General features: G+C 31.2%; 25 protein-coding genes and 1 pseudogene. 3 read left to right on the top strand and 23 right to left on the bottom strand.

Annotated elements, in window-relative coordinates:
* Positions 1–58: 58 nt before the first annotated feature.
* The 6 genes and pseudogenes from B5E87_RS05825 to B5E87_RS15530 all read right to left on the bottom strand — a co-directional run bounded on the left by B5E87_RS05825 (position 59) and on the right by B5E87_RS15530 (position 2,826).
* On the bottom strand, positions 59–253 hold the full coding sequence (locus B5E87_RS05825; protein ID WP_087243988.1) for a hypothetical protein: 195 nt from the start codon (positions 251–253) through the stop codon (positions 59–61).
* A gap of 113 nt (positions 254–366) precedes the next feature.
* Positions 367–900: a hypothetical protein gene (locus B5E87_RS05820; protein ID WP_087243987.1), complete on the bottom strand. Its 534-nt coding sequence runs from the start codon at positions 898–900 to the stop codon at positions 367–369.
* Between the two features lie 134 nt (positions 901–1,034).
* A pseudogene (locus B5E87_RS05815) lies at positions 1,035–1,271 on the bottom strand (ATP-binding protein); the annotation flags it as partial.
* A gap of 365 nt (positions 1,272–1,636) precedes the next feature.
* The gene (locus B5E87_RS05810) at positions 1,637–2,272 is read right to left on the bottom strand and encodes a hypothetical protein (RefSeq protein ID WP_087243986.1); all 636 of its coding nucleotides are present in this window, start codon (positions 2,270–2,272) and stop codon (positions 1,637–1,639) included.
* 252 nt (positions 2,273–2,524) lie between these two features.
* Positions 2,525–2,665, bottom strand: coding sequence for a zinc ribbon-containing protein (locus B5E87_RS05805; RefSeq protein WP_087243985.1), 141 nt, complete (start codon positions 2,663–2,665; stop codon positions 2,525–2,527).
* Positions 2,666–2,700: 35 nt separating this feature from the next.
* Entirely contained in the window at positions 2,701–2,826 is a 126-nt protein-coding gene (locus tag B5E87_RS15530; protein WP_275112296.1) for a hypothetical protein, read from the bottom strand.
* 175 nt (positions 2,827–3,001) lie between these two features.
* Here B5E87_RS15530 and B5E87_RS05800 point away from each other — a divergent pair, with 175 nt between their 5' ends.
* Positions 3,002–4,012 (top strand): WYL domain-containing protein, encoded by a 1,011-nt coding sequence (locus B5E87_RS05800; RefSeq protein WP_087243984.1) that lies wholly within the window; start codon positions 3,002–3,004, stop codon positions 4,010–4,012.
* A gap of 1,168 nt (positions 4,013–5,180) precedes the next feature.
* Here B5E87_RS05800 and B5E87_RS05795 read toward each other — a convergent pair.
* From B5E87_RS05795 to B5E87_RS05765, 7 genes are all read right to left on the bottom strand, one after another.
* Positions 5,181–5,576, bottom strand: a complete 396-nt coding sequence (locus B5E87_RS05795; protein WP_087243983.1) for a TIR domain-containing protein — start codon at positions 5,574–5,576, stop codon at positions 5,181–5,183.
* A 92-nt stretch (positions 5,577–5,668) separates the two neighbouring features.
* Positions 5,669–5,974 (bottom strand): toll/interleukin-1 receptor domain-containing protein, encoded by a 306-nt coding sequence (locus B5E87_RS05790; protein WP_087243982.1) that lies wholly within the window; start codon positions 5,972–5,974, stop codon positions 5,669–5,671.
* 25 nt (positions 5,975–5,999) lie between these two features.
* A complete protein-coding gene (locus B5E87_RS05785; RefSeq protein WP_087243981.1) occupies positions 6,000–6,968 on the bottom strand; it encodes a caspase family protein in 969 nt (322 codons plus the stop codon).
* A 270-nt stretch (positions 6,969–7,238) separates the two neighbouring features.
* Positions 7,239–7,907, bottom strand: a complete 669-nt coding sequence (locus B5E87_RS05780) for an ImmA/IrrE family metallo-endopeptidase (RefSeq protein WP_158095561.1) — start codon at positions 7,905–7,907, stop codon at positions 7,239–7,241.
* Entirely contained in the window at positions 7,897–8,256 is a 360-nt protein-coding gene (locus tag B5E87_RS05775; RefSeq protein WP_087243979.1) for a helix-turn-helix domain-containing protein, read from the bottom strand. The genes B5E87_RS05780 and B5E87_RS05775 overlap by 11 nt, the downstream gene beginning before the upstream one ends.
* Positions 8,257–8,751: 495 nt before the next feature.
* Positions 8,752–10,299 (bottom strand): glutamine-hydrolyzing GMP synthase, encoded by a 1,548-nt coding sequence (guaA, locus tag B5E87_RS05770; RefSeq protein ID WP_087243978.1) that lies wholly within the window; start codon positions 10,297–10,299, stop codon positions 8,752–8,754.
* Between the two features lie 12 nt (positions 10,300–10,311).
* The gene (locus B5E87_RS05765) at positions 10,312–11,589 is read right to left on the bottom strand and encodes an adenylosuccinate synthase (RefSeq protein WP_087243977.1); all 1,278 of its coding nucleotides are present in this window, start codon (positions 11,587–11,589) and stop codon (positions 10,312–10,314) included.
* Positions 11,590–11,748: 159 nt separating this feature from the next.
* On the opposite strand from B5E87_RS05765, the gene B5E87_RS05760 reads away from it, so the two are divergent.
* Positions 11,749–12,630 carry a LysR family transcriptional regulator gene (locus B5E87_RS05760; protein WP_087243976.1) on the top strand — a complete coding sequence of 294 codons (882 nt, stop codon included), beginning with the start codon at positions 11,749–11,751 and terminating at the stop codon, positions 12,628–12,630.
* A gap of 333 nt (positions 12,631–12,963) precedes the next feature.
* On the opposite strand, the gene B5E87_RS05755 is transcribed toward B5E87_RS05760, so the two are convergent.
* The 5 genes from B5E87_RS05755 to B5E87_RS05735 all read right to left on the bottom strand — a co-directional run bounded on the left by B5E87_RS05755 (position 12,964) and on the right by B5E87_RS05735 (position 16,822).
* A complete protein-coding gene (locus tag B5E87_RS05755) occupies positions 12,964–14,016 on the bottom strand; it encodes a molybdopterin-binding protein (RefSeq protein WP_087243975.1) in 1,053 nt (350 codons plus the stop codon).
* A gap of 100 nt (positions 14,017–14,116) precedes the next feature.
* On the bottom strand, positions 14,117–14,551 hold the full coding sequence (locus B5E87_RS05750) for an MG284/MPN403 family protein (protein ID WP_087243974.1): 435 nt from the start codon (positions 14,549–14,551) through the stop codon (positions 14,117–14,119).
* 52 nt (positions 14,552–14,603) lie between these two features.
* Positions 14,604–15,341 (bottom strand): tyrosine-protein phosphatase, encoded by a 738-nt coding sequence (locus tag B5E87_RS05745; protein WP_087243973.1) that lies wholly within the window; start codon positions 15,339–15,341, stop codon positions 14,604–14,606.
* Between the two features lie 12 nt (positions 15,342–15,353).
* Complete coding sequence (locus B5E87_RS05740; protein ID WP_087243972.1) at positions 15,354–15,995, bottom strand: TatD family nuclease-associated radical SAM protein; 642 nt, start codon at positions 15,993–15,995, stop codon at positions 15,354–15,356.
* Positions 15,992–16,822, bottom strand: a complete 831-nt coding sequence (locus B5E87_RS05735; RefSeq protein ID WP_087243971.1) for a pyridoxamine kinase — start codon at positions 16,820–16,822, stop codon at positions 15,992–15,994. The genes B5E87_RS05740 and B5E87_RS05735 overlap by 4 nt, the downstream gene beginning before the upstream one ends.
* Positions 16,823–16,965: 143 nt before the next feature.
* On the opposite strand from B5E87_RS05735, the gene B5E87_RS05730 reads away from it, so the two are divergent.
* Complete coding sequence (locus B5E87_RS05730) at positions 16,966–17,562, top strand: pentapeptide repeat-containing protein (RefSeq protein ID WP_087243970.1); 597 nt, start codon at positions 16,966–16,968, stop codon at positions 17,560–17,562.
* Positions 17,563–17,639: 77 nt separating this feature from the next.
* Here B5E87_RS05730 and proS read toward each other — a convergent pair whose 3' ends face one another.
* From proS to B5E87_RS05705, 5 genes are all read right to left on the bottom strand, one after another.
* Entirely contained in the window at positions 17,640–19,076 is a 1,437-nt protein-coding gene (proS, locus tag B5E87_RS05725; RefSeq protein ID WP_087243969.1) for a proline--tRNA ligase, read from the bottom strand.
* A gap of 63 nt (positions 19,077–19,139) precedes the next feature.
* Positions 19,140–19,349: a DUF4177 domain-containing protein gene (locus B5E87_RS05720; RefSeq protein ID WP_087243968.1), complete on the bottom strand. Its 210-nt coding sequence runs from the start codon at positions 19,347–19,349 to the stop codon at positions 19,140–19,142.
* 5 nt (positions 19,350–19,354) lie between these two features.
* Positions 19,355–22,429, bottom strand: coding sequence for an AAA family ATPase (locus B5E87_RS05715; RefSeq protein ID WP_087243967.1), 3,075 nt, complete (start codon positions 22,427–22,429; stop codon positions 19,355–19,357).
* Complete coding sequence (locus B5E87_RS05710; protein WP_087243966.1) at positions 22,416–23,543, bottom strand: exonuclease SbcCD subunit D; 1,128 nt, start codon at positions 23,541–23,543, stop codon at positions 22,416–22,418. The genes B5E87_RS05715 and B5E87_RS05710 overlap by 14 nt, the downstream gene beginning before the upstream one ends.
* A 37-nt stretch (positions 23,544–23,580) precedes the next feature.
* Positions 23,581–23,976, bottom strand: coding sequence for a GNAT family N-acetyltransferase (locus tag B5E87_RS05705; protein WP_087243965.1), 396 nt, complete (start codon positions 23,974–23,976; stop codon positions 23,581–23,583).
* Positions 23,977–24,121 lie beyond the last annotated feature (145 nt).

Raw genomic sequence — 24,121 nt, 5'->3', positions numbered from 1 at the left:
AAAATGTCCATGAATTTGAATAAATACTGATTAGAAAACTGACAAATTAGTATACATTTTAAACAGGTTGTTTTTGTCTTTGAATAATCTTTAATATCAATACCAAAACAATCACTATAACAAGCACTATCATCCCTATAATCTGCATCATGCCTGTATTGATGTACATTGCTCTCCCTAAGAAATGATTTGTAAGTTCAAATCCAATACTTTGAGCAATACTTGGAATGACCCATGCAACAACAATTCCCACAATGAACACTGGTATATGCCTAAATGCATCATGATTTTATTCAGTGATTGTTTCCAAGAAACAATCAAATAAACACTAATAATCAAAACAATCAAAAGAATAAACCTAAAGATTCAAGATGTTATAAACTGATACATCTTCATAAGCATTGATTGAACATCAGGTAAATAACTTGTATTTATAAGAGAATCAATATACGTTTGAATTGATGATTCAATATCCTGACTTTTTTCAAGAAGTTGTGAAAGAATAACTTGTTGCTGTGATTCACTTATTTCAATATTTAAATGATTTTCTATTGTATTAATCGTTTCATTAGCTAATGCGACTAAATCATTTGAAATATCTGGATATTGAGGAACTTGATTGTTTGATATAGCATCACTCATTGCATCTATATACTTACCTGTTATTGTATCAAGTGCTTTTGAATTTCCAAGAGACTCTTGAATATCAATCAATGTATCAATAGGTGTATCAGGAAAGGCTTCATCAACGTCATCCATAATACGAATGGCTACTGCATGACCAATAGCTCCTTCATTAACCGTTTGAACAATCATATCCTTTGCTGAAAAACTGATACATATTAAACAAACAATAACACCAACAATAATATCAAAAAGTATGACTTTACCTTGTTTCATATTCTTTGCTCCTTATGCTTACTTATTGATTATTCTGCTCAAGTTGACCAATCATTCCGATTGAGCTGACCAGCCATTCCGATGAATCTAATCAATAATGAAATCCTGATTCTTGTTAAATCAGGATTCTTTTTTTATCGACTTCTCATTGATTTATCACCTAGTATCTTTATTGTATGTGATTTTGGTATAATTCTATCAATTATAGCATCAGCTAATGCACCACCACCTAGCTTGCTATGCCATCCTCCTACATCAAATTGTGAACATAATATTGTTGAATGCATTCTGTATCTTTTCTCCAATACTTCCAATATATCTTGATGTTCAATGTTGCTTGTATTAACTAACAGCCACTCATCAAGAATAAGAAGATTGCATTTTTCTTATTGTTTGATTTTATTTTTATATGTTCCTTGTATTCTTGACAACTCTAATTTGGACAATAAATCTGGCAGTCGAATATATGTATATATTGGGTGGCGAGAGCCACTCTGTTTATTATATGATAGCCACCATCAAACCGCTAGTTAAAGCCACATCGTCCGTCATATACCAAAATACATAAATTCACTTACTTTTTAATTCGTTTAATTTAATACCCTCAAGATTAATTTGATTAAAATATAACGTTTTTTTTGCTTAGAAAATCAGTTCAAATTTATCATTCAGCATATTGTCACATTTTTGATTAATCATTAACTTTCCATAAATAATCAGTTGTTAAAGTGTTATTTTAAAAAATTTTAATATCTAACATAGGGTACTTATTTTTCAATGAATGAAGTACTTCAAAAGCAATTTCTCTTATTGATTCAAACGCAACATTACTATTAATATGTTGTTCAATTTTAGAATTTGATCCTTTAAAATACCATCCTGTTCCCTTTCCAGTTTTCAGATTTTCATAAGATAATGTGGTATTGTCATCTACATGAGCGCCACCATCAGTATTTGCAATTTTCGTTATCAATTGTTTTCTAGTATATGTTTGTGAATTTTCATCTTTGATAATGATTTCATTCCACCAAATGTCAAATGTTACCCATCGGCTAAAGGTAATATCTTTTGATAATCTTGCTTTCATCTTAGCTCCATCATTGGAAGCACGGAGATTCAAAAGTCCAAAATGAGTTAATAGATTATTTTCTGAATAAGGAACTGAAGTACTAAGAAAATATGTTTTGTCTAAGTCATCTAATAAATAAAGTAGTGCTTTACTTTTACTTGTATGATGAAATAAAATTCTTAAGATCGTAGCTATCCTTTTAGCTTCTATTATTACTCCCGAATCATACTCCTCAATTGATTTTTGTAAAAAATATACTTGTTCTCCTAAACTTTCTAATAGACTGTATTGATCTTTTATCAAATTAAAACCTTCTTTCAACTTATAGTATTTATTAGATTAAATAAGTGATATGTAAATTTTTTTATTTTATAACTAGTATTGTTCTATTAAACTTAAAAATATTCAAGCTTATGTTTTACCCAATACTATTATCAACAAAGCTATCTATAAAAAGAAACTTTACATAAAGTATTGGGTAAAACATAAATAGATTAGTTAGTTATTGTTAAAGAATTAATAATGTTTTTACTATATCCATACAAATGAGTTGCCTTATGATATTTTACGATAGGTTACATTATGACATTTTGGACATGGTGGTAAAGTATCATTAGTATCATCTAATGTTACAACTGTGCCACATTTTGTGCAGACGTAAGTTCCCTTACCTGGCTTTTCTCCTGTTTTATACACTATCAATCACCTCTCTTTGCTTAAAAATAATACATCTAATGACATTTATGCTTGTGGTTAGCTAAAGTAGCCCCAGCTTTAGATTTTGCAGATTTACTACTTTTTTTATTCGCTAAAGTCTTAGCTGCTTTTCCAATCTTTCCGCCATGGTGTGTCGCCATTTATTATCCTCCTTTCTTTAATAATGTCTATACCTATATTATATTTTATTTAAAATAATATTAATATGGTTATTTATATTTTCAATGCACCCACAAAATATATTGAATAAATATAATAATTAGATAAAATAGTATATATAAGCACCTACAAAATATGGGTTGAAAGGAGAAAGAAATGACAGATAATCAAATTACCATATACTTAGATCCTATTGCTTATGAGAAAATAATTGAAGATCAAAAATTATTTAAAACAGGAAAAAATAAATCAGATATAATAAAAAAAATAATAATAAATCATTATTCAAACTATAACCATAATATAAATTCTTTAAAACAGAAAATACAGGAGGCAATCACAACTGAAAGTAATGTTCATGATTTTAGTGAAATAAGTTATCAAAATATTGCATGGAAAATTACTAAATATATATCTGAAACATCAATTTTAGATGGTGAAAGCAAACGAAAACGTAAAAAAAAGATACACATAAGAAAAAATAAAAATGATGATGAATTAGACTTTATACTTGATGCCTGTCCAAAAAATGCAAGTGAGTCTGAATATTTAGCTAATATTATTTACTCATATCTGAAAGAGCCTCAATGCGAGAGAGAAAAAAATATTTATAAAGGTATAATAAATAAAATTAATGATGCAATCAAAAATAATCAAAATATCCGTATAAAAACAAAATCGGGAAAGAAAATATTTATTAGTCCTAAAGAAATTTGCACTTCTAAAGAAGGACTATATAATTATCTTTTATATCAAGGTTATAAAGAAGAAACGAATGAATATTTCGCTAGCACAATACATATATTTAATATTACAAGTGTATATCTTGATGCAAGTGTTCGAACATTTCAACCTGATATAGAAGAACAATTCAAAAAAATGAAATTAAATGGTGTTCAGTTTTCGATTAATAATAATACAATTTATAAAGTCATATTAACAGACAGGGGTAAAGATTTATTCGATTCCAGATATCTAGAAAGACCTATACCATTACCGGAAAGTGATCAAGAAAAAGGAATTTATTACTTCAATTGTTCAGAACTACAATTTAAGTCATATTTTGCTCCGTTTCTTAATGAGGTAATTGTTTTAGAGCCTGAGAAAGTCAGAATTAAAATAATACAGGAATATAAGGAAGCATTAAATAATTATAAAAATATTTAAATGATTTAGCATACTTTCAACACTGTTTTAATAATATGAAAATGCTTTATGATATGAAATTCATTATAAAAAATCTCAAACATTAGAAATAATAGTAGTAAAGAGTTTATTTGAATATTTCACTTAAAAAATCGAGTAGTGTTACTTGTTTAATGTCGTCATCACACCAGTATGATGACGATTTTTCTTTCAGAGAATAATAAAATATAAACGAGAACATATTATACAAACAGAACAACATTAGCTACATAAAGAAAATGAAGCTGTCTCATCGACAACTTCATCAACAACAATTTTAATTATTTCACCTGTCTACTAGACAGAGGTGGCTCATTTTTATGGACATTTTTAAATCTCGGTACTATTCAAATTTGCTTTCTTTTGATTAGCTCCCTATCTTTTTCATAGTTTTTATGCATATTTTTCTCTAATTTTTATCATATATCTTCATTATTTCACAAATACTTTTTTATATACCCAAAGAATTCTATTTGAGTACATAACTTTCAAGAATGTTGGGAAAATTATAAATTTAATAACTAAACAACATTCCCTTTAGCATAATGCCCATTTATATGGAATTTTCATCGTAATATCTTTATTGACATGCAACTATCTTCACATTAATTTTCCCAATTACTTCGATCATCCTAAGCATAGGCATATAGATTCCCCATAATTCTTCCTCACGATATTTCACAATTTTACACTTGTTTAGATTTCCTCCTTTATTTGACATTCAGTAGGGTAGGACTTTCACTTATGAGATAAGAATTATCTTCTAGTTTTATATGTTTCCTTTATACATCTGTATCTTAAACAAAATCCTCAATGAGATTTATGATAAATATTATTCTTGTACATAACAAATTATCCTCATGACTGCCAATCGAAAAAAGTTTTTTCATTTAACCAGACATCCTTTTCTTATGTAGAAAACTTTTTGCGAAACTCAAAATAATGAAAGAGTGGTATACTTTATAATGTACGTTATATCGTTGAACAATATTCTTTGGATTGTGAAAAATTTAATTCATCGTTTTTTCTTTTTTGTAAATTATTATTTTTTCTCTTGTAAGTGTGCCATAATAAAAGTAATCCTCCTTTATTTGAACGACCAAATAAAGGAGGATTATTTCATAACAATTTGATGCTTTTTATATAGCTTTTAAAAGCCTCTTATCTCCTTTAAAATCGAAGATTTTTGCCATTTAACAACAACATCTGCATTTTGTTTAACTACAAGTGATGTTTTCTCAGCTCCCCAAGGCTCAATTGCAATAATTTTCTTTCCTAATTCATTCGCAATATCAATTTCTATATTAATCCATTTACTATAAGTTGAGTACACTCCGGCTAATATCAAAACACAACTAGCATATTTCATTTGATTTCTAATTGCTTCCTTTAACTGATAATCATAACGTGCATTATGAATCGGATCATTTTTTGGAACAGAATAGTTTTTATAAACAAAATATGCATCGCTATCTAATAAAGCAACAAGTTTTTCATATGCATCACTATATGTCCATGAATGACTAATAAAAAGATTGTAAATCATAATATTATCTCAACTCCTTTTTTAAGTTTTCATAGAATATTGGGGTTTCAATATTTCTTCTAATTCTGGTATCCTTATAAATAAAGTTTTTATCACTTTCTTTTAAGGACTGTCGAGTTTTCTTTCAAGAATGTTGCAGTAGGCATATCTATTTGTGCTGACATTCCTATTTCAAAAGGAACCCACCATGATTCTTTTGTCGATTCAGACATAAGTATAATTATATCGGTACAATTGTTCAATTGATTCTTTATATGTTCTGTTAATGATTTTCCTCCATTTTTTATGCTCGAATCAAGTACATCTAAATAAGCATCAACACCCAGTGATTGAAATTCTTTCTTCAATAACAACGCTTGAGCACTATCAACATCTTTATGTGAAATAAATACTTTCATTTACATTTTTCCTCCTAATATATTTTTAAAATCGTTTATCTTTGGATAATCTCCAATAATGAAGACCTAGCGCTGTTAATTTGCATGCCTTAGATTCCATTGCAGCAAAATACATATGTTCTGTCCCAACTGGTTCAACTAATCCAACACTTTCAAATAATTGAAGTTCTTTAAATTTATCAACATTTTTTTGATTAGCATATGGTTCTATAACCTTGTGTTCTATACTTGGTGTATTCGTATACTCAAATGATGGATCTAATTTAAACTCATCAGTTGCATTTTCAAAATATAATGATAATTTTCTAAGAATGCATCTTGGAACCTTTGCATTTACTGTTCTGATTGGCAAAAACTGGGATATATTTGTTTTAAAAACTGGACGCTGTTGCCAAGCTCCTAAGGATTGATCCACAAACGAATATAAACTCGCTGGAGTAATATTACCACTTATATCAGCAGCACCACCCTTTAAAGCCTGAATAAGCAAATCAGTAAATACCCCATGTTGTATACTGCCATTCTCAGATGATGTCTGCCACGGTTGACTTGCAGCAATTATTGTTACTCCAGCACCTAAAACGGAACTATTATTCAATAATAAAGATTCTCCCATTTTAGCTGCAAAACAGCAATCTAAAATAATTACTTTATTTTTACATTTTGAATTATTCGCATACATAAGAACATCTGTCATTCTTACACCATAATTAGCTTCAGAAAAGTCAGTTGTACAAAGATATCCACCACCCTCTCCATATCCATGTCCGGAAAAATACAGAAGAGCAATATCAGCATCATCTGCAAATAACTTTTGAATCGCTATATTCAAATCAGCTTGAGAACAACTATTAATAATTGAAATCACATCAAAATTTGGAGAACCATCTCCATTTGATTCAATTAATTCTTTTATTGCAATGGCATCATTATCACACCATTCTAATTCACATCCTGGATAATTATTTAATCCAACAACTAATGCTTTTTTCATTTTAAGCCTCCTAACTTTTTAATTTATAAAGTGACTATCCTCTGAATACTATATATTTAAAACGATATTTAATTATAAATACTCTTCATTCTCAGACAATAATCTCATCATATATTGAATAAAAGACTTAAATATGTTATTATCTTCTTGCTTAATCATATATGTAAATAACATATTTGAGTCATAAAGCACATTATCTAGTTACTACCAATAACTAATAATGTGTTTTTTTCATTCATATACACCACCTCCTCTAAATCAAAACATTCATTAAATCCATGAGTCTCTTTCTCGTTGCAATTCTTCTTCAAAATAAGGATCGTAATAATCAGCTTTTCTTGGTGCAATTGAATCAATAAATGTTTGAAATTTTAACAATATACTTTGATCAACCATATTCTCTTCGTAAGTTCGATTATTAAAATCGATTTTACGAAGAGTTTCTAGTCTCTTTCTAGCTGCAGCTTTGGACACATTAAACCATGACACTAAATTTTTTTCATTAATTGTTTTACCTCTTTTTAGCAATTCATTTATTACTTGCTCAGGCATTAGCATTTGTGCAGCAAAGAAATTTGCTTCCACCTCATAAACATCATACATTTCTTTATTATCTAAATCATGCTGCATTATATAATGTCCAAGTTCATGATTAAGACTAAAACGTTGTCTTTCCTTCCAAGGAATTTTCTCATTATAAAAGATAATACCTTTACCATTATAGACCTGATAAATAGCATCTTTAGATCCAAATGCATTGATATCTACTCCATACATACCTGCTTTTAAATAACTCCTACAAACAATGTTTGTTTTCTCTTTTATTACTTTCGTAACTGAAAATGGAAAAGTATTTATCATATATGAAGAAACTAAAATATCATTAGCTTTTTCCAATACCTTCTTAAAATTAGGTTTATCCACTTCATTACAAGTCATCATCTTCCTCCTCATCATCATTAAATATATCTTCAAAAACAACCTTTAACATTTGTTCAGCCTTATGAAGTTGTTTATCATCAAGTTGTTCCAAATTACGTTGAATATATGAAAGTTTTTTATTCTCAGCACGTGTTGCATCAATGCGATTGCCAAGTAATTTATCAATTGATATATTATATTTTTGGGATATTTCCATCAAAATGTCATCTCTTGGCACAACTCCTTTATTTTCCCACATGCTAACTGCACCTTTCGTCACTCCTAATTGATCTGCTAATTCTTGCATAGTAAATCCATTGTTACTACGTAGTTGCCTTATAACGTTACTAAACTCCTTGTTCACCATAATATTCCTCCTAAATATATAACCTATTTCATCACATCTTTTGTGCAATTTAATTATACAAGTAAAATTTAAAATTGTCAATAAAAATTATACAAGTTCAAAAAAATTTAACATCTAATTTTTTAGCGTTTTAAATGTATGGGGTATGCTATAGTTTTTAATCTATGTTATTGTCGTTTGAAAATCCATTTAACATTAAATATAGGTATTTTTAACATTTTTTAGTGTGAAATCCCTTCATGTTATTACTCCAACACCTCCGAGACATATCACAACAAGGCAAAGGCTATGCCACTAGGAACTACTATATGGTTTTCATCTATAAATTCATAAAACGACAAAAAAGGGCCAAATTCATCAAAAAAAATGATGAAATTTGACCCTCTAAAAATATTCTCTTAGTTTTTTTGTTCTCGAATTATTTTCACGAAAAAAACGTCTATAAAGGCATTTTTCTTACATATTCTACCTGCAAGCCACCAGGCACTATTCTAGTTATTCAAATTCTATTGTCCCAGGAGGCTTCGATGTAATATCATAGAATACTCTATTGACACCACGAACCTCATTAATGATTCTTGACATCACTTTATTTAAGACTTCATAAGGAATTTGTGCTGCTTCTGCAGTCATAAAGTCAATTGTATTAACAGCACGTAAAGCAATCGCATAATCATAAGTTCTTTCATCACCCATGACACCAACAGAACGCATATTTGTCAGTGCTGCAAAGTATTGACCAATTGTACGATCTAATCCAACATTAGCAATTTCTTCACGATAAATAGCATCTGCATCTTGTACAATTCTGACTTTTTCAGCAGTCACTTCACCAATAATACGAATACCAAGTCCTGGTCCTGGGAATGGTTGTCTGAATACTAAATATTCAGGAATACCTAATTCCAACCCCACTTTACGAACTTCATCTTTAAATAAATCTCTTAATGGTTCAATGATTTCTCTAAAATCTACATAATCAGGAAGTCCACCTACGTTATGATGTGACTTGATCACCGCAGATTCTCCACCTAATCCACTTTCAACAACATCTGGATAGATTGTTCCTTGAACTAAGAAATCAACTGCACCAATCTTTTTTGCTTCCTCTTCAAAGACACGAATGAACTCCTCACCAATAATTTTTCTTTTGGCTTCAGGTTCAGTCACACCTTTTAATTTTTCATAATATCTTTCTTGCGCATTCACTCTAATGAAGTTTAATTCATATGGCCCTTCAGGTCCAAAAACAGCTTCCACTTCATCACCTTCGTTTTTACGAAGTAATCCATGATCAACAAATACACAAGTCAATTGATTTCCAATCGCTTTAGAAAGAAGAACTGCTGCTACTGATGAATCCACTCCACCAGATAAGGCACATAAAACTTTTCCATCTCCAACTTTTTCTCTAATCGCTTTGATTTGTTCTTCAACAAATGAATCCATACGCCAATCTCCTGAACACCCACAAACATTCAAGACAAAGTTAGATAAAATTGTTTTACCATATTCTGTGTGTAAAACTTCAGGATGGAATTGAATAGCATACAATTTCTTTGCTTCATTTTCACATGAAGCTACTGGACAATCTTTTGTATAAGATGAAATTTCAAATCCATCAGCAATCTCAGAAATATAATCAAAATGACTCATCCAGCAAGTTGATTCTTTAGGCACATCTGTAAATAAAGCTGAATTTTCTTTACTCACAATTAAATGAGATTTTCCATATTCTCTCACATCAGCACGTTCTACCTTACCACCTAAAACATGTTGCATTAATTGTGCCCCATAACATAATCCTAAAACAGGAATACCCAGTTCAAATAATTCTTTTGAATATGTAGGTGAATCTGCTTCATAACAGCTGTTAGGTCCACCTGTTAAAATAATTCCCTTAGGATTCATTTCTTTAATCTTTTCAAGATCTGTTTTATATGAATAAATTTCACAATAAACATTACATTCTCGAACACGTCTAGCCACTAACTGATTATACTGACCACCAAAGTCTAAAACAATGACTAATTCTCTCTTCACTCATTTCCCTCCTTAAAATTGAATATCTTTTAAAACAACTGTCTGTTCTCTATCTGGTCCTACTGAGAACATGACAATTGGACAATGAATTAACTCTTCAATACGTCTGATATAATTTTGACAATTGACTGGTAATTCTTCAAAAGATTTCACATGTGTAATATCTTCTTTCCATCCAGGCATTTCTTCATAAATAGGTTCCACTTCTTCAATACCTTTAATTGTAGAAGGTAAACCATGAATCACTTCACCTTTATATTTATAAGCTTTACAGATTTTAATGGTATCTAATCCACTTAAAACATCCAATAACATTAAAGCAATTCCTGTTAAACTAGACATTCTACGTGATTGATTAACAACCACTGCATCAAACCATCCTGTACGTCTTGCACGTTGTGTCACTGTTCCATATTCATGTCCTCTTTCACGAATAAAATCTCCAACTTCATCATGTAATTCTGTTGGGAAAGGTCCAGCTCCTACACGTGTTGTATATGATTTGATAATCCCAATCGCTTCTTTAATATATAAAGGCCCAATACCAGTCCCTTCACTTACTCCATTAGCGCCTGGATGAGAACTTGTTACATATGGATAAGTTCCATAATCAATATCCAACATAGCGCCTTGTGCACCTTCAAATAACACTTTACGATCTTCACGTAAATATTGATCTAATAACATTCCTGTATCACAAACAAGTGGTTTGATCACTTTGGCATATTCTTTATATTCTTCAAAAATACTTTCAACAGTGAATTGTCCTTCTAATTCAGGATATTCCATCACTTTCATTGGGAAAGTTTCTTTCAATCTTTCTAAAAATAAGTCTTCATCAACAAACTCACCCATACGAATACCAATACGACTATACTTATCAATATAACATGGTCCAATACCACGTTTTGTTGTCCCAATGCTATGATCTCCTTTTCTTGCTTCCTGAATCGCATCAATTTCAAGATGATAAGGTAAAATCACATGACAACGATCACTGACACGAATCTTACTTGTATCAATACCCGCATCATTTAAATATTTGACTTCTTCCAAAAAGGCTTTAGGATTAACAACCATCCCATTTCCCATCATAACTTCATGTCCACTAAAAATTCCAGAAGGTATTAATTTCAATGCAAATTTCTTTCCATCATACACAATTGTATGTCCTGCATTGTTTCCTCCTGCATAACGTACAACAACATCAGCTTTTTGGGCAAGATAATCAGTAACTTTTCCTTTACCTTCATCTCCCCACATGCTTCCTACTACAACCACACCAGCCATAAAACTTCATCCTTTCTTTTTACATCAATATTATATAAAATATGACTCCTATATACAATCAAAATTTATCATAATTGACGTATCAACACTTCTATTATAAAATAAAACAAAACATTAGTAAAATTAATATTTAAAAACATTGGTATAAGGAGAGCTAATATGAACATTAAACTAGAACAATATAAAATCTTTAATGAGGCAGCCTCAACGCTTTCTTTTTCTCTCGCTGCCAGAAATCTCTTTATTTCACAATCTGCTGTCAGTCAGGCCATTCGTCTTTTAGAAAAAGAATTACATACGCAGCTATTTATTCGTCAATCTAAAGGGGTTATTTTAACCAAAGAAGGACAAATCCTCCATCAGAAGATTTCTGAAGCCTTATCCTTAATTACCAGTGCTGAAAATCAAATTGCCCATTTCCATGAATTAAATCAGGGAGAACTGCTTATAGGTGCCGGTGACACATTAAGCGAAAACTATATCATGCCTTATCTTGTTCTTTTTCACCAGCATTATCCTCATGTCAAAATCAAGATGGTCAATCGTACCAGTCTGGAAATCATAGACTTATTAAAAACAGGAGATATTGATTTGGGATTTATTAATATGCCTCTTTATGATGAAGCCATTACCATTCGTGAATGTTTACAAATTCATGATATTTTTGTCAGTTCACATCAAGACTCTCATTCATATACAATGGATGAACTTGTGAATGAACCTCTCATCATGTTAGAGAAAAATTCAAATTCCAGACAGTTTGTTGATGACTATTTTGCTATGCAAGGTTTCTTATTAAACCCTAGCATTGAACTGGGTTCTCATAATCTTCTTTTAGAAGCTGCTAAAAATCATTTAGGAAAAGCTTGTGTGATTAAAGAATTCTCACAACATGAACTGGATAGTCACCAGATTTATGAAGTGAATCTCACGCACGCTTTACCTAAACGCAGCATTGGATATGCTTATCTTTCACGCAAGACATTGACTCCTGCCACATCCAAATTCATTGAACTTTTACCAGTTTTTCAAAATGAATGACATAAGAAAAGAGCGATACACCCTGAAATATCGCTCTTTTCTTATATCGATCCATAGCGCTGCTGTTCACTATTTGGCTGTTAGACTGCTGCCTCTAACAGGGATCATTTTGAGTAAATTATATGAATACTTTGCTTTCCATGTATATCGAGGAATATTATGATATGATATACACATTGTCCCTTTGGACAACTCCTATTATATATAAAGTTTGTTTTCATGCAACTAAAAATTTAAAATTATGTTGATTTTATCAATATTTTTTCAATTTTATTAAAATGTAAACACTTTCACTATACAAACATAGGAATAGTTTTCAAAAATACCATATTTTTACTGATTATGTCTCACTATATATTGGTAGAGTTTTGCTACAAATCTAGCCTCTACTTTCGCATAAGAATATTCAGCTTTCACAAATGTTGGAATTTCAAAATAATCATCATTTATAGATACACAAACAACTTCTCCAAGAGATTCCTGTCTTGTATCAACCATGATATGAATATTGGCAGACTCATGCATCAATGGTTTCAACCATTCATCATAAAAACGAAAGTCACCATGATATGTCAAAGAAATTTTGGGCTGTTTTTTGAGTACAGCTGCTTTTAAATCTTTTTCTTGAATGATATATTCAGCCATACGATGTTCTATTTCCATCTTCACATCTTTCATCAAAGCATCAGCCACCTCTTGAGAAGATGCTTTAACAGCCAAACGAATACGTACTGTTTCTTCTCCAGCATATAAGGCTATAGAAACATCTTTTTGACCTTCAATCAAATCTCTCAACATTTCATCAATCTTACTTTCACCAATAAACATTGTTAAATATTCATAAGTATAAATCGTATCCTGTTTCCATTTGGTAAGATAAGGAATCAAAGAGTGTTCAACAACATATTGCAGTTCTTTAGGTGGACCAGGTAAATTAATGATCATACGTTGTCCATCAGACATGGCACAGCCATTAGCTGTTCCCATATCATTTTCTAAAATATAAGCGTCTCGAGGATAATAAGCCTGCTTAAAATTATTGTCAGGAACCTGGTCAACACCTGTACAATAGCGACATTTGATATCTACTTTTCGTGCTTCTTCTTCATTATAAACCATTTCCAAGCCTAAATACTTAGCTGACAGTTCTTTAGTCAAATCGTCTGTCGTAGGTCCGAGTCCTCCTGTTGTGATGACACAGTCAGCCCCACGTTCAAAAGCAATCTTTAAACAATCATATAATCTTTGAGGATTATCACCCACAACACTTTGATAATACACATTAAATCCTAAATCTTTGCATACCTTTTGTAAAAGTGTGGCATTGGTATTCACAATTTCACCCAATAATAATTCTGTTCCAACATTCATAATTTCTACATTCATCAATCAAATCTCCTTATATCCATTCCATAAACCATGTCTATGTTTAATTTCTTATTTCTATTGTATAAAATAAATATCTATTTTTCTACTCTTTTTCAAACTATGACTCCAGCAAAGATAAAATTTCCTCTTCACTCCAAAATATCTGAATACACTCTATAAATTCATCCAAAGCCCTATGTTTCATACGATAATAACTGGCACGTGAATAAAAGCTCATCCACCATGAAGCCTGATAATAATTAATATACTCATGTTCAATAAATTCATAAGTGTCTTTTGATAAATGATTATGTATCTGATGAATAATCCCAACAAAACTTTCTAATTTCTGCTTACGCTCTAATTGCTTAATCATTTTCTCATCACCATTATGATATGAAGATGATGTGTCTTTCACTTTAAACATATCAACCTGTGGATAATAATTATAATGCTGATTCAAATACAGGATATCTAACTGGGCTCTTTGATAAGTTTTATAAATTTTCCTTGCGACATGATCCTTCTGTTTTAAAGTTAAATGTTTTTCCATAAAAAATCCCTCCTAATACTTATATACGCATTTTAGAGGGCATTTTTCTTTTTTAAATTGTAAAATTCTCAATTAATTGTTCAATTTCTTCATTTTTTAACCCAATTTCCAATAAATACTCTTTAGCACTACCATAATGTTCTCTTAAATAATCCAATAACTCCATCATATATCGAGGTGAAGATCTTAAATATTGTTTCGCTTCTTCATTATCCATCATTTGTGCCAAAGACGCATTAATATCTATATTATTTTCATAAGATTCACTATAATCTTTGACAATATCATATTCATGACAGCCAATCAGATCCAACAATAAAGCTGCAGTGACACCTGTACGATCTTTACCAGCAGAACAATGAAACATAACACCTTCATAAGGATATTTCACAAAGATATCAAACAATTCTTTAAATTTATGTTTCATCCCTTCTAACATATAAATATAGACACCACCTAAGTCTTTATAAGTTTTCACTTCTTCAGGAACAATAGCGGCTTTAGTAGAATCAAATAAATTCACTTCATAATAATCAATATCTTTTTCATTTTGAAATGGATTAGGCTGACACTCTTTTTCAAAATCACTTCTTAAATCAATCACAACCTTAACACCATAATCCTTTAAAGTCTGAATGTCTTTTGAAGTTGCATAAGTAGGTGCAGCCGCTCTAATATACTTATGAGCACGACTATACATTCCACCCTGTGTTTCATAACCACCTAAATCTCTTGTATTAACCATTTTCTCTAATTGAATCTGACGTTCTTCTCTTGTCATATATAACATATTTTCACTCTCCTATTCTTCAAAAGGACGGACACGTAAAGTCACGCCTAAATCATCACAAATTGCCTGACATTTTTTTATTTTCTCTTCACCAATAATATCTACAACACTCATCACAACAAATGGAACATACTCTAGGCAAGACTTTGCAAAATCAAGCATAGCCTGAAAAGACTCTATCCCAAAACGACTGCGTGTTAATGCATCATATTCCTTAGCATCAGGAGCATTTAAACTGATCGAAACTGTATCAATTCTTCCCTTGAATTCAGGTGTTACATCTCTTTGATGAATCAAACAAGCTAAACCATTGGTATTAACACGAATAGGTAAATCTCTTCGAAAATGCTTTAAAATCCCTGCAATCTGTATCACATCTTCTACTCTTTCTAAGGGTTCACCAAAACCACAGAAAACAACTTCATGGAAATCATCTAAATCATATTTTTGAAACTCTTTAATCACATCTTCAACAGTCGGTTCCTCTTTAAGCCATAAACTATGTCCTTCTTCCATTTCCTTTGTCTGTCTTAAACAAAATGTACAGGCACAAGGACAACGATTGGTTAAATTAACATAAACTGTGACATCTTCTAATGAAGCTAATTCACTGATATCCTGATAACCATTGCCGTGTATTGTATATAAAATCATAAATCTTCTCCTAACTCATATAAATATTCTTCAAAGCTCAAGCCATAATGATGAGGGACATGTGTCTGTTCACAAAAGCGAATACATTTTGAAGCAAAGGCTGTTGCTTTTTTGACACTTTCATAAAAACTCAATCCATTCAAATAGCTTCCTGCTATGACAGCCGCAATAACATCTCCTGTTCCACAACGATCTTTACCAATGCGATCCACCATTACAATCTGATAATCTTCATGTTTATTATAAATAAAATTTAAAATCTGTTTATCATTAAACGGTATACCTGTCACAACAATATGAGATGGTCCTTGTCTTGATAACTGTTCACACATCTCTTTGAGTTCATCAAATGAAGGCAAAGACTCAGGGTAAGGGCGATCAACTAAAGTGACAAGTTCAGTTAAATTCGGTGTCATTAAATCCGCATATTGAATCAGTTCTTTCATCTTCTGACACATGGCAGGTGTATATGTCTTATACAATTTTCCATGATCTCCCATCACAGGATCCACAAGAATAAACGTTTCTTTTCTTTTAAAAGTCTGTATAAAATCAATCACAATATCAACCTGTTCTTCAGAACCTAAAAAACCTGTCGCAATGGCATCAAATTCTAAATGCAGATCTTTATAAGTCTGGATATAATCTTTCATCCTTGATGTATAATCATCAAAATAATAAACGGGAAATTGGGTATGGGTTGATAAAATAGCGGTAGGAATAGGAACAGCCTGTATCTTCATAGCGGATACAATAGGCGCCATAGCCGCAATCGCACATCTTCCAAATCCTGTCATATCATTAATTAAAGCAATCTTCTTTTGCATACTTACACCTCATTTTTATCCTATTTTATCACAAACACATCTAAAAAAGAAGAAATGTATCTTGAAAAGGAACAACTCTGTATGATTTCATTTTCTATCATTCTATGTTATGATAATGAAAAATATCAGAAAAGGAGTTCATTATGGATAAGCATTGTTTCAAAACAGATTTAGCTCAAGACACAATCATAGATCAACATTATCAGGATGAAGCTATTTTTGATAGTCATTTCAAACATAAAGACTTTCAACATTGTCAGTTTGAACATATTGATTTTCAAGATGTTTCTTTTGAAAACAGTTATTTTGTCAATGTCACTTTTATTCATTGTGACTTATCTAACATCAAGTTGAATCATACACTTTTTAGACATGTCTGTTTTGAAAACTGTAAATTGATGGGTACTGACTTTTCTGAATCCATCTTTGATCAGGTTATTTTTCAAGAATGTCTATGCTCATTTGCGAATTTTGCATTCATGCATAATAAAACAGTTCAGTTTCAACATTGTTATCTACAAAATGCCAGTTTTGTAGAAGTCAAAATGACAAAAACAAGCTTTGATGAATGCGATTTACGACAATGTGAATTTCTCCATGCTTCACTTTCTCATATTGATTTATCTTCATGTCAGATTGAAGGCATCATGACATCTTCTCAAGATATTGCTGGGGCTATCATTGCCTATAATCAGGCTCCAGCTCTCATCCATTTATTAAAAGTCAAAATCAAGGAATAAAAAAACTATGGTGATTAGAAGTGAACTTCATGATTTGGAAATTCAAATCATGAGGTTCATTTCTTTTTTCCATAGTTTTAATATGCTCTTGCAAAATAAACAATATGTTTTGCTTTCTTACCACAAATTGGACAAACCCCATCAGCGTGGGCATCTGTATCAATACAACGAGATGTTGCAGCAGTGTCTTCTTTGATCTTCACTTCACATGCTTCATCACCACACCAAGGCATTTTAACGTAACCACCTTTGGTATTTAAAACGTCTTTAAATTCTTCATAAGTTGTGACATCAGTGATATGTTCATCTCTAAATTTTAAAGCTTTCTGATACATTTCTTCATGAACTTCATCTAGTAAATGAGCTAATTTTTCTGGTAATGTCTCATCAAGAGCTAAAGTTAATTTTTCACCATTTACACGTTTAGCAACAACACATTGACCATTCTGTAAATCTCTTGGACCAACTTCTAAACGTAATGGAATACCACGCATTTCAGCTTCTGAGAACTTCCATCCTGGTGATTTGTCACTCGCATCCACTTTCACACGGATACCTTTAGCCTGTAATTGAGCCTGAAGTTCATAAGCTTTATCTAAGATTCCTTCTTTTTGTTGTTGAATTGGAATAATCATCACTTGTGTTGGTGCGACTCTTGGCGGTAATACTAACCCATTATCATCACCATGAACCATAATAATCGCTCCAAGTAAACGTGTTGAAACACCCCATGAAGTCTGATAAACATATTTAAGCTGATTATCTTTGTCTAAGAATTTCATATCAAAAGCTTTCGCAAAACCATCACCAAAATAATGCGATGTTCCAGACTGCAATGCTTTTCCATCATGCATTAAAGCTTCAATTGTATATGTTTCTTCTGCTCCTGCAAATTTTTCTCTTTCTGTTTTTCTACCTGTTACCATTGGAATAGCCAATAATTCTCTGGCAGTTGTTTCATAGATATCCAACATACGCATAGTTTCTTCTTTTGCTTCTTTTGCTGTTGCATGAATCGTATGTCCTTCCTGCCATAAAAATTCTGAACCTCTTAAAAATGGTCTTGTTGTTTTCTCCCAACGCACAACAGAGCACCATTGATTATATAATTTTGGTAAATCACGATAAGAATTGACAATCTTTGCATAATGTTCACAAAATAATGTTTCAGATGTAGGACGAATCAATAAATGTTCTTCCAATTCATCTAATCCACCACGTGTGACAACTGCACATTCAGGCGCAAATCCTTCAACATGATCAGCTTCTTTTTTTAATAATGATTCAGGGATTAACATCGGCATATAAACATTTTCATGTCCCGTTTCTTTAAATTTTTTGTCCATATAGGCTTGAATCATTTCCCATAATGCATAACCATATGGGCGATAGATAATAAACCCTTTGACACTTGAATAATCCATTAATTCGGCTTTACGACAAACATCTGTATACCATTTCGCAAAGTCTTCATCTCTTGATGTAATCGCATCATTTTTTACTTTATTTGCCATTTTTTCTATACCCCTTCTCTAATATTTACCTTACTATTATACAAGAATTTGACTAAAAAGCAATTAGGACTCGACTTTTTCTTTTTCAAAAACCAAATCTATTTCTTCTATGTAACCATTGCCTCTTTGTAAAACTGGAATCCACCCTGCATAACGCCATCCTTCACTTGCATAGCCATCAATGATCTCATGCAACTTTTCAAAACGATATTCAGTGATTCCAAAACCTGAAACCTTGGCTGTCATACGATGATATTTATAAATCATTTCCATTTGGCTTACCCCCTTTCAATATGTAATGAACTGCCCTGTTGTCCTTTTTCTACAATAATCTGAGTATCAATTCTTTCTTTCAATTCATCAACATGAGAAATAATACCAATTGTCTTATGATCATTCTTTAAATCCATTAAAACTGATAAAGCCTGATCAATAGATTCATGATCTAAAGTCCCAAAACCTTCATCAATAAATAGCGTATTTAATTCAATGCCTCCAGCATAATTTTGGATCATGGATGATAGACCTAAAGCCAGTGATAAAGCTGCTTTAAAAGATTCTCCACCTGATAAAGACTGAATATCTCGCATCATTCCCGTTTCATAATCCAGAACACTTAAATCCAATCCTTGTTGTTTAACACCTTTGACATCTTTTTTACGATACAAGGCAAATCGTCCCTGTGTCATTTTTAATAGCTCAATATTCGCAAATTCGAGAATCTGTTCAAAATAAGCTGATAAAACATATCTTTCAAAAGACATACGTAAAGGATTCTTTCCTGATGTATAATCATATAAATCCTGATAAAGTGTATACTTTTCAAAAATATCCTGATTTTTATGATAATCCTTATCTAACTGATCTAATGTTTCTTGATTTTGCTTATAAACATGTAAAGTCTCATGATATTGTGTATAAGTTTCATCACGTTTTTGTGCCAATGCATCTAACTGTTGTTTTTCTAAAGACAAATCAGTCATGTGATAATCTTTGGTTTTCTCTTCTAAAAGCTGTTTTTGTTTCCCTAACGCTTCTTTTTGAATGATATAATTCTGATAATCTTTTTCCTGATTAAAAATAGACTGTTGACGCTTTTGATAATCTAAAAACTGTTCTTCACTATCAAAGTATTGATCAATAAATGCCTGATAACGCTGTGTATATGCTTGTTGCTTTGATTCTAAATCATCTATTTGACTAGAGAATGTTTCAAGCTGATGCGTATAAACAGAAATATCTTTTTGGCATTGATGATATTGATTTTCAATATCATGAATATGCTGGTCTAGCTGTTGAAATTGTATTTGTTGCTGTTTCAATAAAACAGAGATATCTTGTTCATTAGACAAATGATATTCTTCTTGAAGCTGTGTATATTGTTGATGTAATAAAGATAACTGTTTTTCTTTATCAATGATCTGATTTTGCATATCCTGTAGATATTGATTCTGTTGTTGAAGTAAAAGATGATCCTGTTTTAGATTTTTTTGAATCTTCTTTAAATAAATCACATCATTATATTTTGTCTGATATGTTTTTTCCTGTTCATCAATAACCTGTACAATATCAGATAATAAACGAATAAAAACTTCTTTTGATAATTCTTCTTGAATATCCAACTGTTTTTTTAACATCTCAATACGTGTTTTCATTTGTTGAACAAATTCATTTTGTTGGAAAACTTCCTGATATGCTTCCTGTTGTTGTTGATTAAGCACTTCTACCTGTTGAGATAAATTCTCTAATTCATGAGAAGATAAAACCGATGTTTCCAGTTGAGCCAAATGAGGATGATGCGTTGATCCACAGACTGGACAAGGTTCATTTTCTTTTAAATGAGATGCTAAAATGCCTGCCTGTTGACGACGGAAAAGTTCATCTTCATGGCGATATTTGACTAATATATCTTCATATTTTTGATGCTTCTTTTGATAATTCACTGACAAATCATAGTGATGATCTTCTAAAGATTTCCATTCATCATAAAACTGACTGAGTTCATGAATCATGACTCTTTTTTTATTAATATCTTTGACATTTTTCTCATTTTGTTCTAATTCCAATTCTAAACGCGGTAAACGATTGACATTTTCCTGATCACGTTGAATGCGATTGTCTAACTTTTCATAGCGTGACTGTAAATTTTGATAATCATTTTGCATAGATTGATATTGTTTGTATTGGTTTTGATATTGTTGGAGAAGCTGATGATATTGTTGATATTTTTCTAAAGATTGTTTGGTATTATCAATATCTAATAAAAGCTGATCTTTTTGTTGTTTCTCTTTTTCTAATTGCTGATATTCTCTTTCAAGCTGTTCAAACTGTTTTTGAGAAGTTTCTAACTGTTTATGAACTTTTTGTTTTTGATTCAAGGCCTGTTTATATGACAGTTTGATTTGTTGATACTGGTCTAATAAAGATTGATGATCTTTGATGGCTGTCACTTGATCTAAATCATGTTTCAATGAAGCCATCATCTTTTCTTGATTTTGTAAAGTCTGATATTGTTGTGTGATTTGCTGTAATTCTGATAATTGAAGATTTTGTTGTTGTTTTTGATAATAAAGATTCGCAAACTGATCATAGCTTGTCTTCGCATTTTGATAAGATGTCTGATAGTGTTGTAACTGATCATGAAGCTTTTCATTTTCCAAAGTGGCTTCCTGAATATAGGAAGGGTGGAACTCCTGTTGATGCATCTCCATAAATGCAGAATCTAGCTGCAACATGGAAAAACGTGATGATAAAGCTTGTGATGATAATAAAAACTGATCTTTGTAAGTTTTTACCTGTTCTTTCAATAGATTTTCAAAAACAACCAGTGATTCACTATGAAAAACATGACGTAAAACACGTTCTCTTTCTTCACTGCTGGCATAAATCAGTTTCGTAAACTCACCTTGTGCAATCATGACAATCTGTTTAAACTGATGAACATCAACACCCAATAATTCCTTAATTTTGGCATTGACTTCTTTAACTCCTTCAATCATGTGTTCTCCATCATCTAAATAAGCATTGGCATTTTTAGGTGTTTTATAGCCTTCACGATAATAAGTCGGTGAACGCTTGATTGTATAGATATGCTGATGTAATTCAAAAGTCAATTCTACATACGTTTCATCTTTTGTATCCGCAAAGTCACTGCGAAAATAAGAAACATGACGATGTGAACCACTGGCTTCTCCATACAAAGCAAACGTAATCGCATCAAAGAGAGTTGTCTTTCCTGAACCTGTTGGTCCACTAATTAAATATAAGCCATGATCTAACATATTTTCAAAATCAACAACAGTGAAATCTTTATAAGTCATAAAAGCATTCATTGTTAATTTAATAATTCTCACTCTCTTCACCTGCCTTTTCCAATAATGTTTTGACAACATCTTTTTGTAAATCATTTAATTTTTGACTTTTGACATCTTGATAAAATTGTTCAAATAATGACAAAGTATCCATCTGTTGAATAGATTGTATCGGTTGAAATGAACTTGTCTGATTATGTTTCATTAAATATTGATAAGTGATCTGTAAAAGATGAGGATATAAAACACGAAGTTGTTCAATCGCATGAGGAACAATAGTTTCATCTAATAATTCAAAAGCTAAAAAATCATCTTTTTTCTCAATAAAATCATTTTGCATAAACTGTGCAAATGTGCCTTGATATTTTTTTAAAGTCTGACATGGATGTAATTCATGGGTTGTGATAGACAAATCATCTGTATCCACAATCACAATAGATTTTTTTTGATTCACTTCATCAAAAGAATAACACATCAAAGATCCACTATAACGCATCGTTTCACGTTTCACCTTTTGAGGTGCATGAAGATGTCCTAAAGCGACATAATCAAAATCATCAAATAAAGAAGCATCAATGATTTCACTGCCTCCTACACTTAATGGAACTTCTGATTCACTTGTGACACTAGAGTGTCCAACAAATTGATGTGTGACCAGTATATTTTGATAATCATAGTCAAGACTTTGCTTGGAAAGATAAAAAGATAATGCACTTTGATAATCATGCATGTCCTGATCAGGATATAACATTTTCACCTGTGATGGCTTGACAAAAGGCAATAAATAAAACCTTGTCTTTCCATACTCTACAAAAGCCATATTCTCTTTTAAATATGTTTCAATATGTAAACCATTTTTAGATAAAATAGAACTTGCAAAATGTAAACGATCCCTACTATCATGATTTCCACTGATCATTAAAACCTGAATATGATAAGTTAATAAAGCCTGACTTAAAAAATCATCTAATAAATTCACTGCCTCCTGACTTGGTATCAAACGATCATAAACATCACCTGCAATAACTAATAAACGGATATCCTGTTCATCCATATATGTTAATAATTCAAATAACAATTCACGTTGAATATCTAATAAAGAATATTGATGTATGACTTTCCCTAAATGTAAATCCCCAATATGTACAAACTTCATGTTATACCTCCTTTTCCATTATTATAAAACAAACACATTATATTTCCCAAATAAAAACCATTTTTTCCTTTTCATCACTCGCAAAAAAACGACGCTGTTTTGCAGGAATAACCTTTGTTTCTATATATCTTGCGCCTAATTTTTGAATGGTACGTAAAGAAGCCTGATTATGAGGATCACAAGTTAAAATCACCTGATGAAACTGTAATTGTTTTTGTAAAAGCAAACAAGCCTGATAAGCATAATGATGACCACGATAAGCTTCATCAATATGATAACCAATATGACCATCAAAATAGTGTTGTTGCATGGTTCCTTCTCTAAAAGTTAAACGCCCTACTTCTATTGAATCAACCATAATGGCATAAATATAATAAGGCGTAAAGCCTCTAGGCAAATGTTCATGAACGTATTCCAGTAATTCAAGTTTCATATATGCTTCACCTCTTTTTTACATACTCTTATCATAACAATATTGACAGTTACGTGCAATATGATAAAATAGAACACATAAAAGGGAGTAGTTAGCATCATTTCATGATGTTATATAATCGACATCACGCTAAGTTTATTAGCCG

The organism is Massilimicrobiota sp. An142, from assembly GCF_002160725.1.
In the GTDB taxonomy this organism is placed as follows: domain Bacteria; phylum Bacillota_I; class Bacilli_A; order Erysipelotrichales; family Coprobacillaceae; genus Allocoprobacillus; species Allocoprobacillus merdigallinarum.
This window is presented reverse-complemented; position numbering and strand designations above follow the sequence as displayed.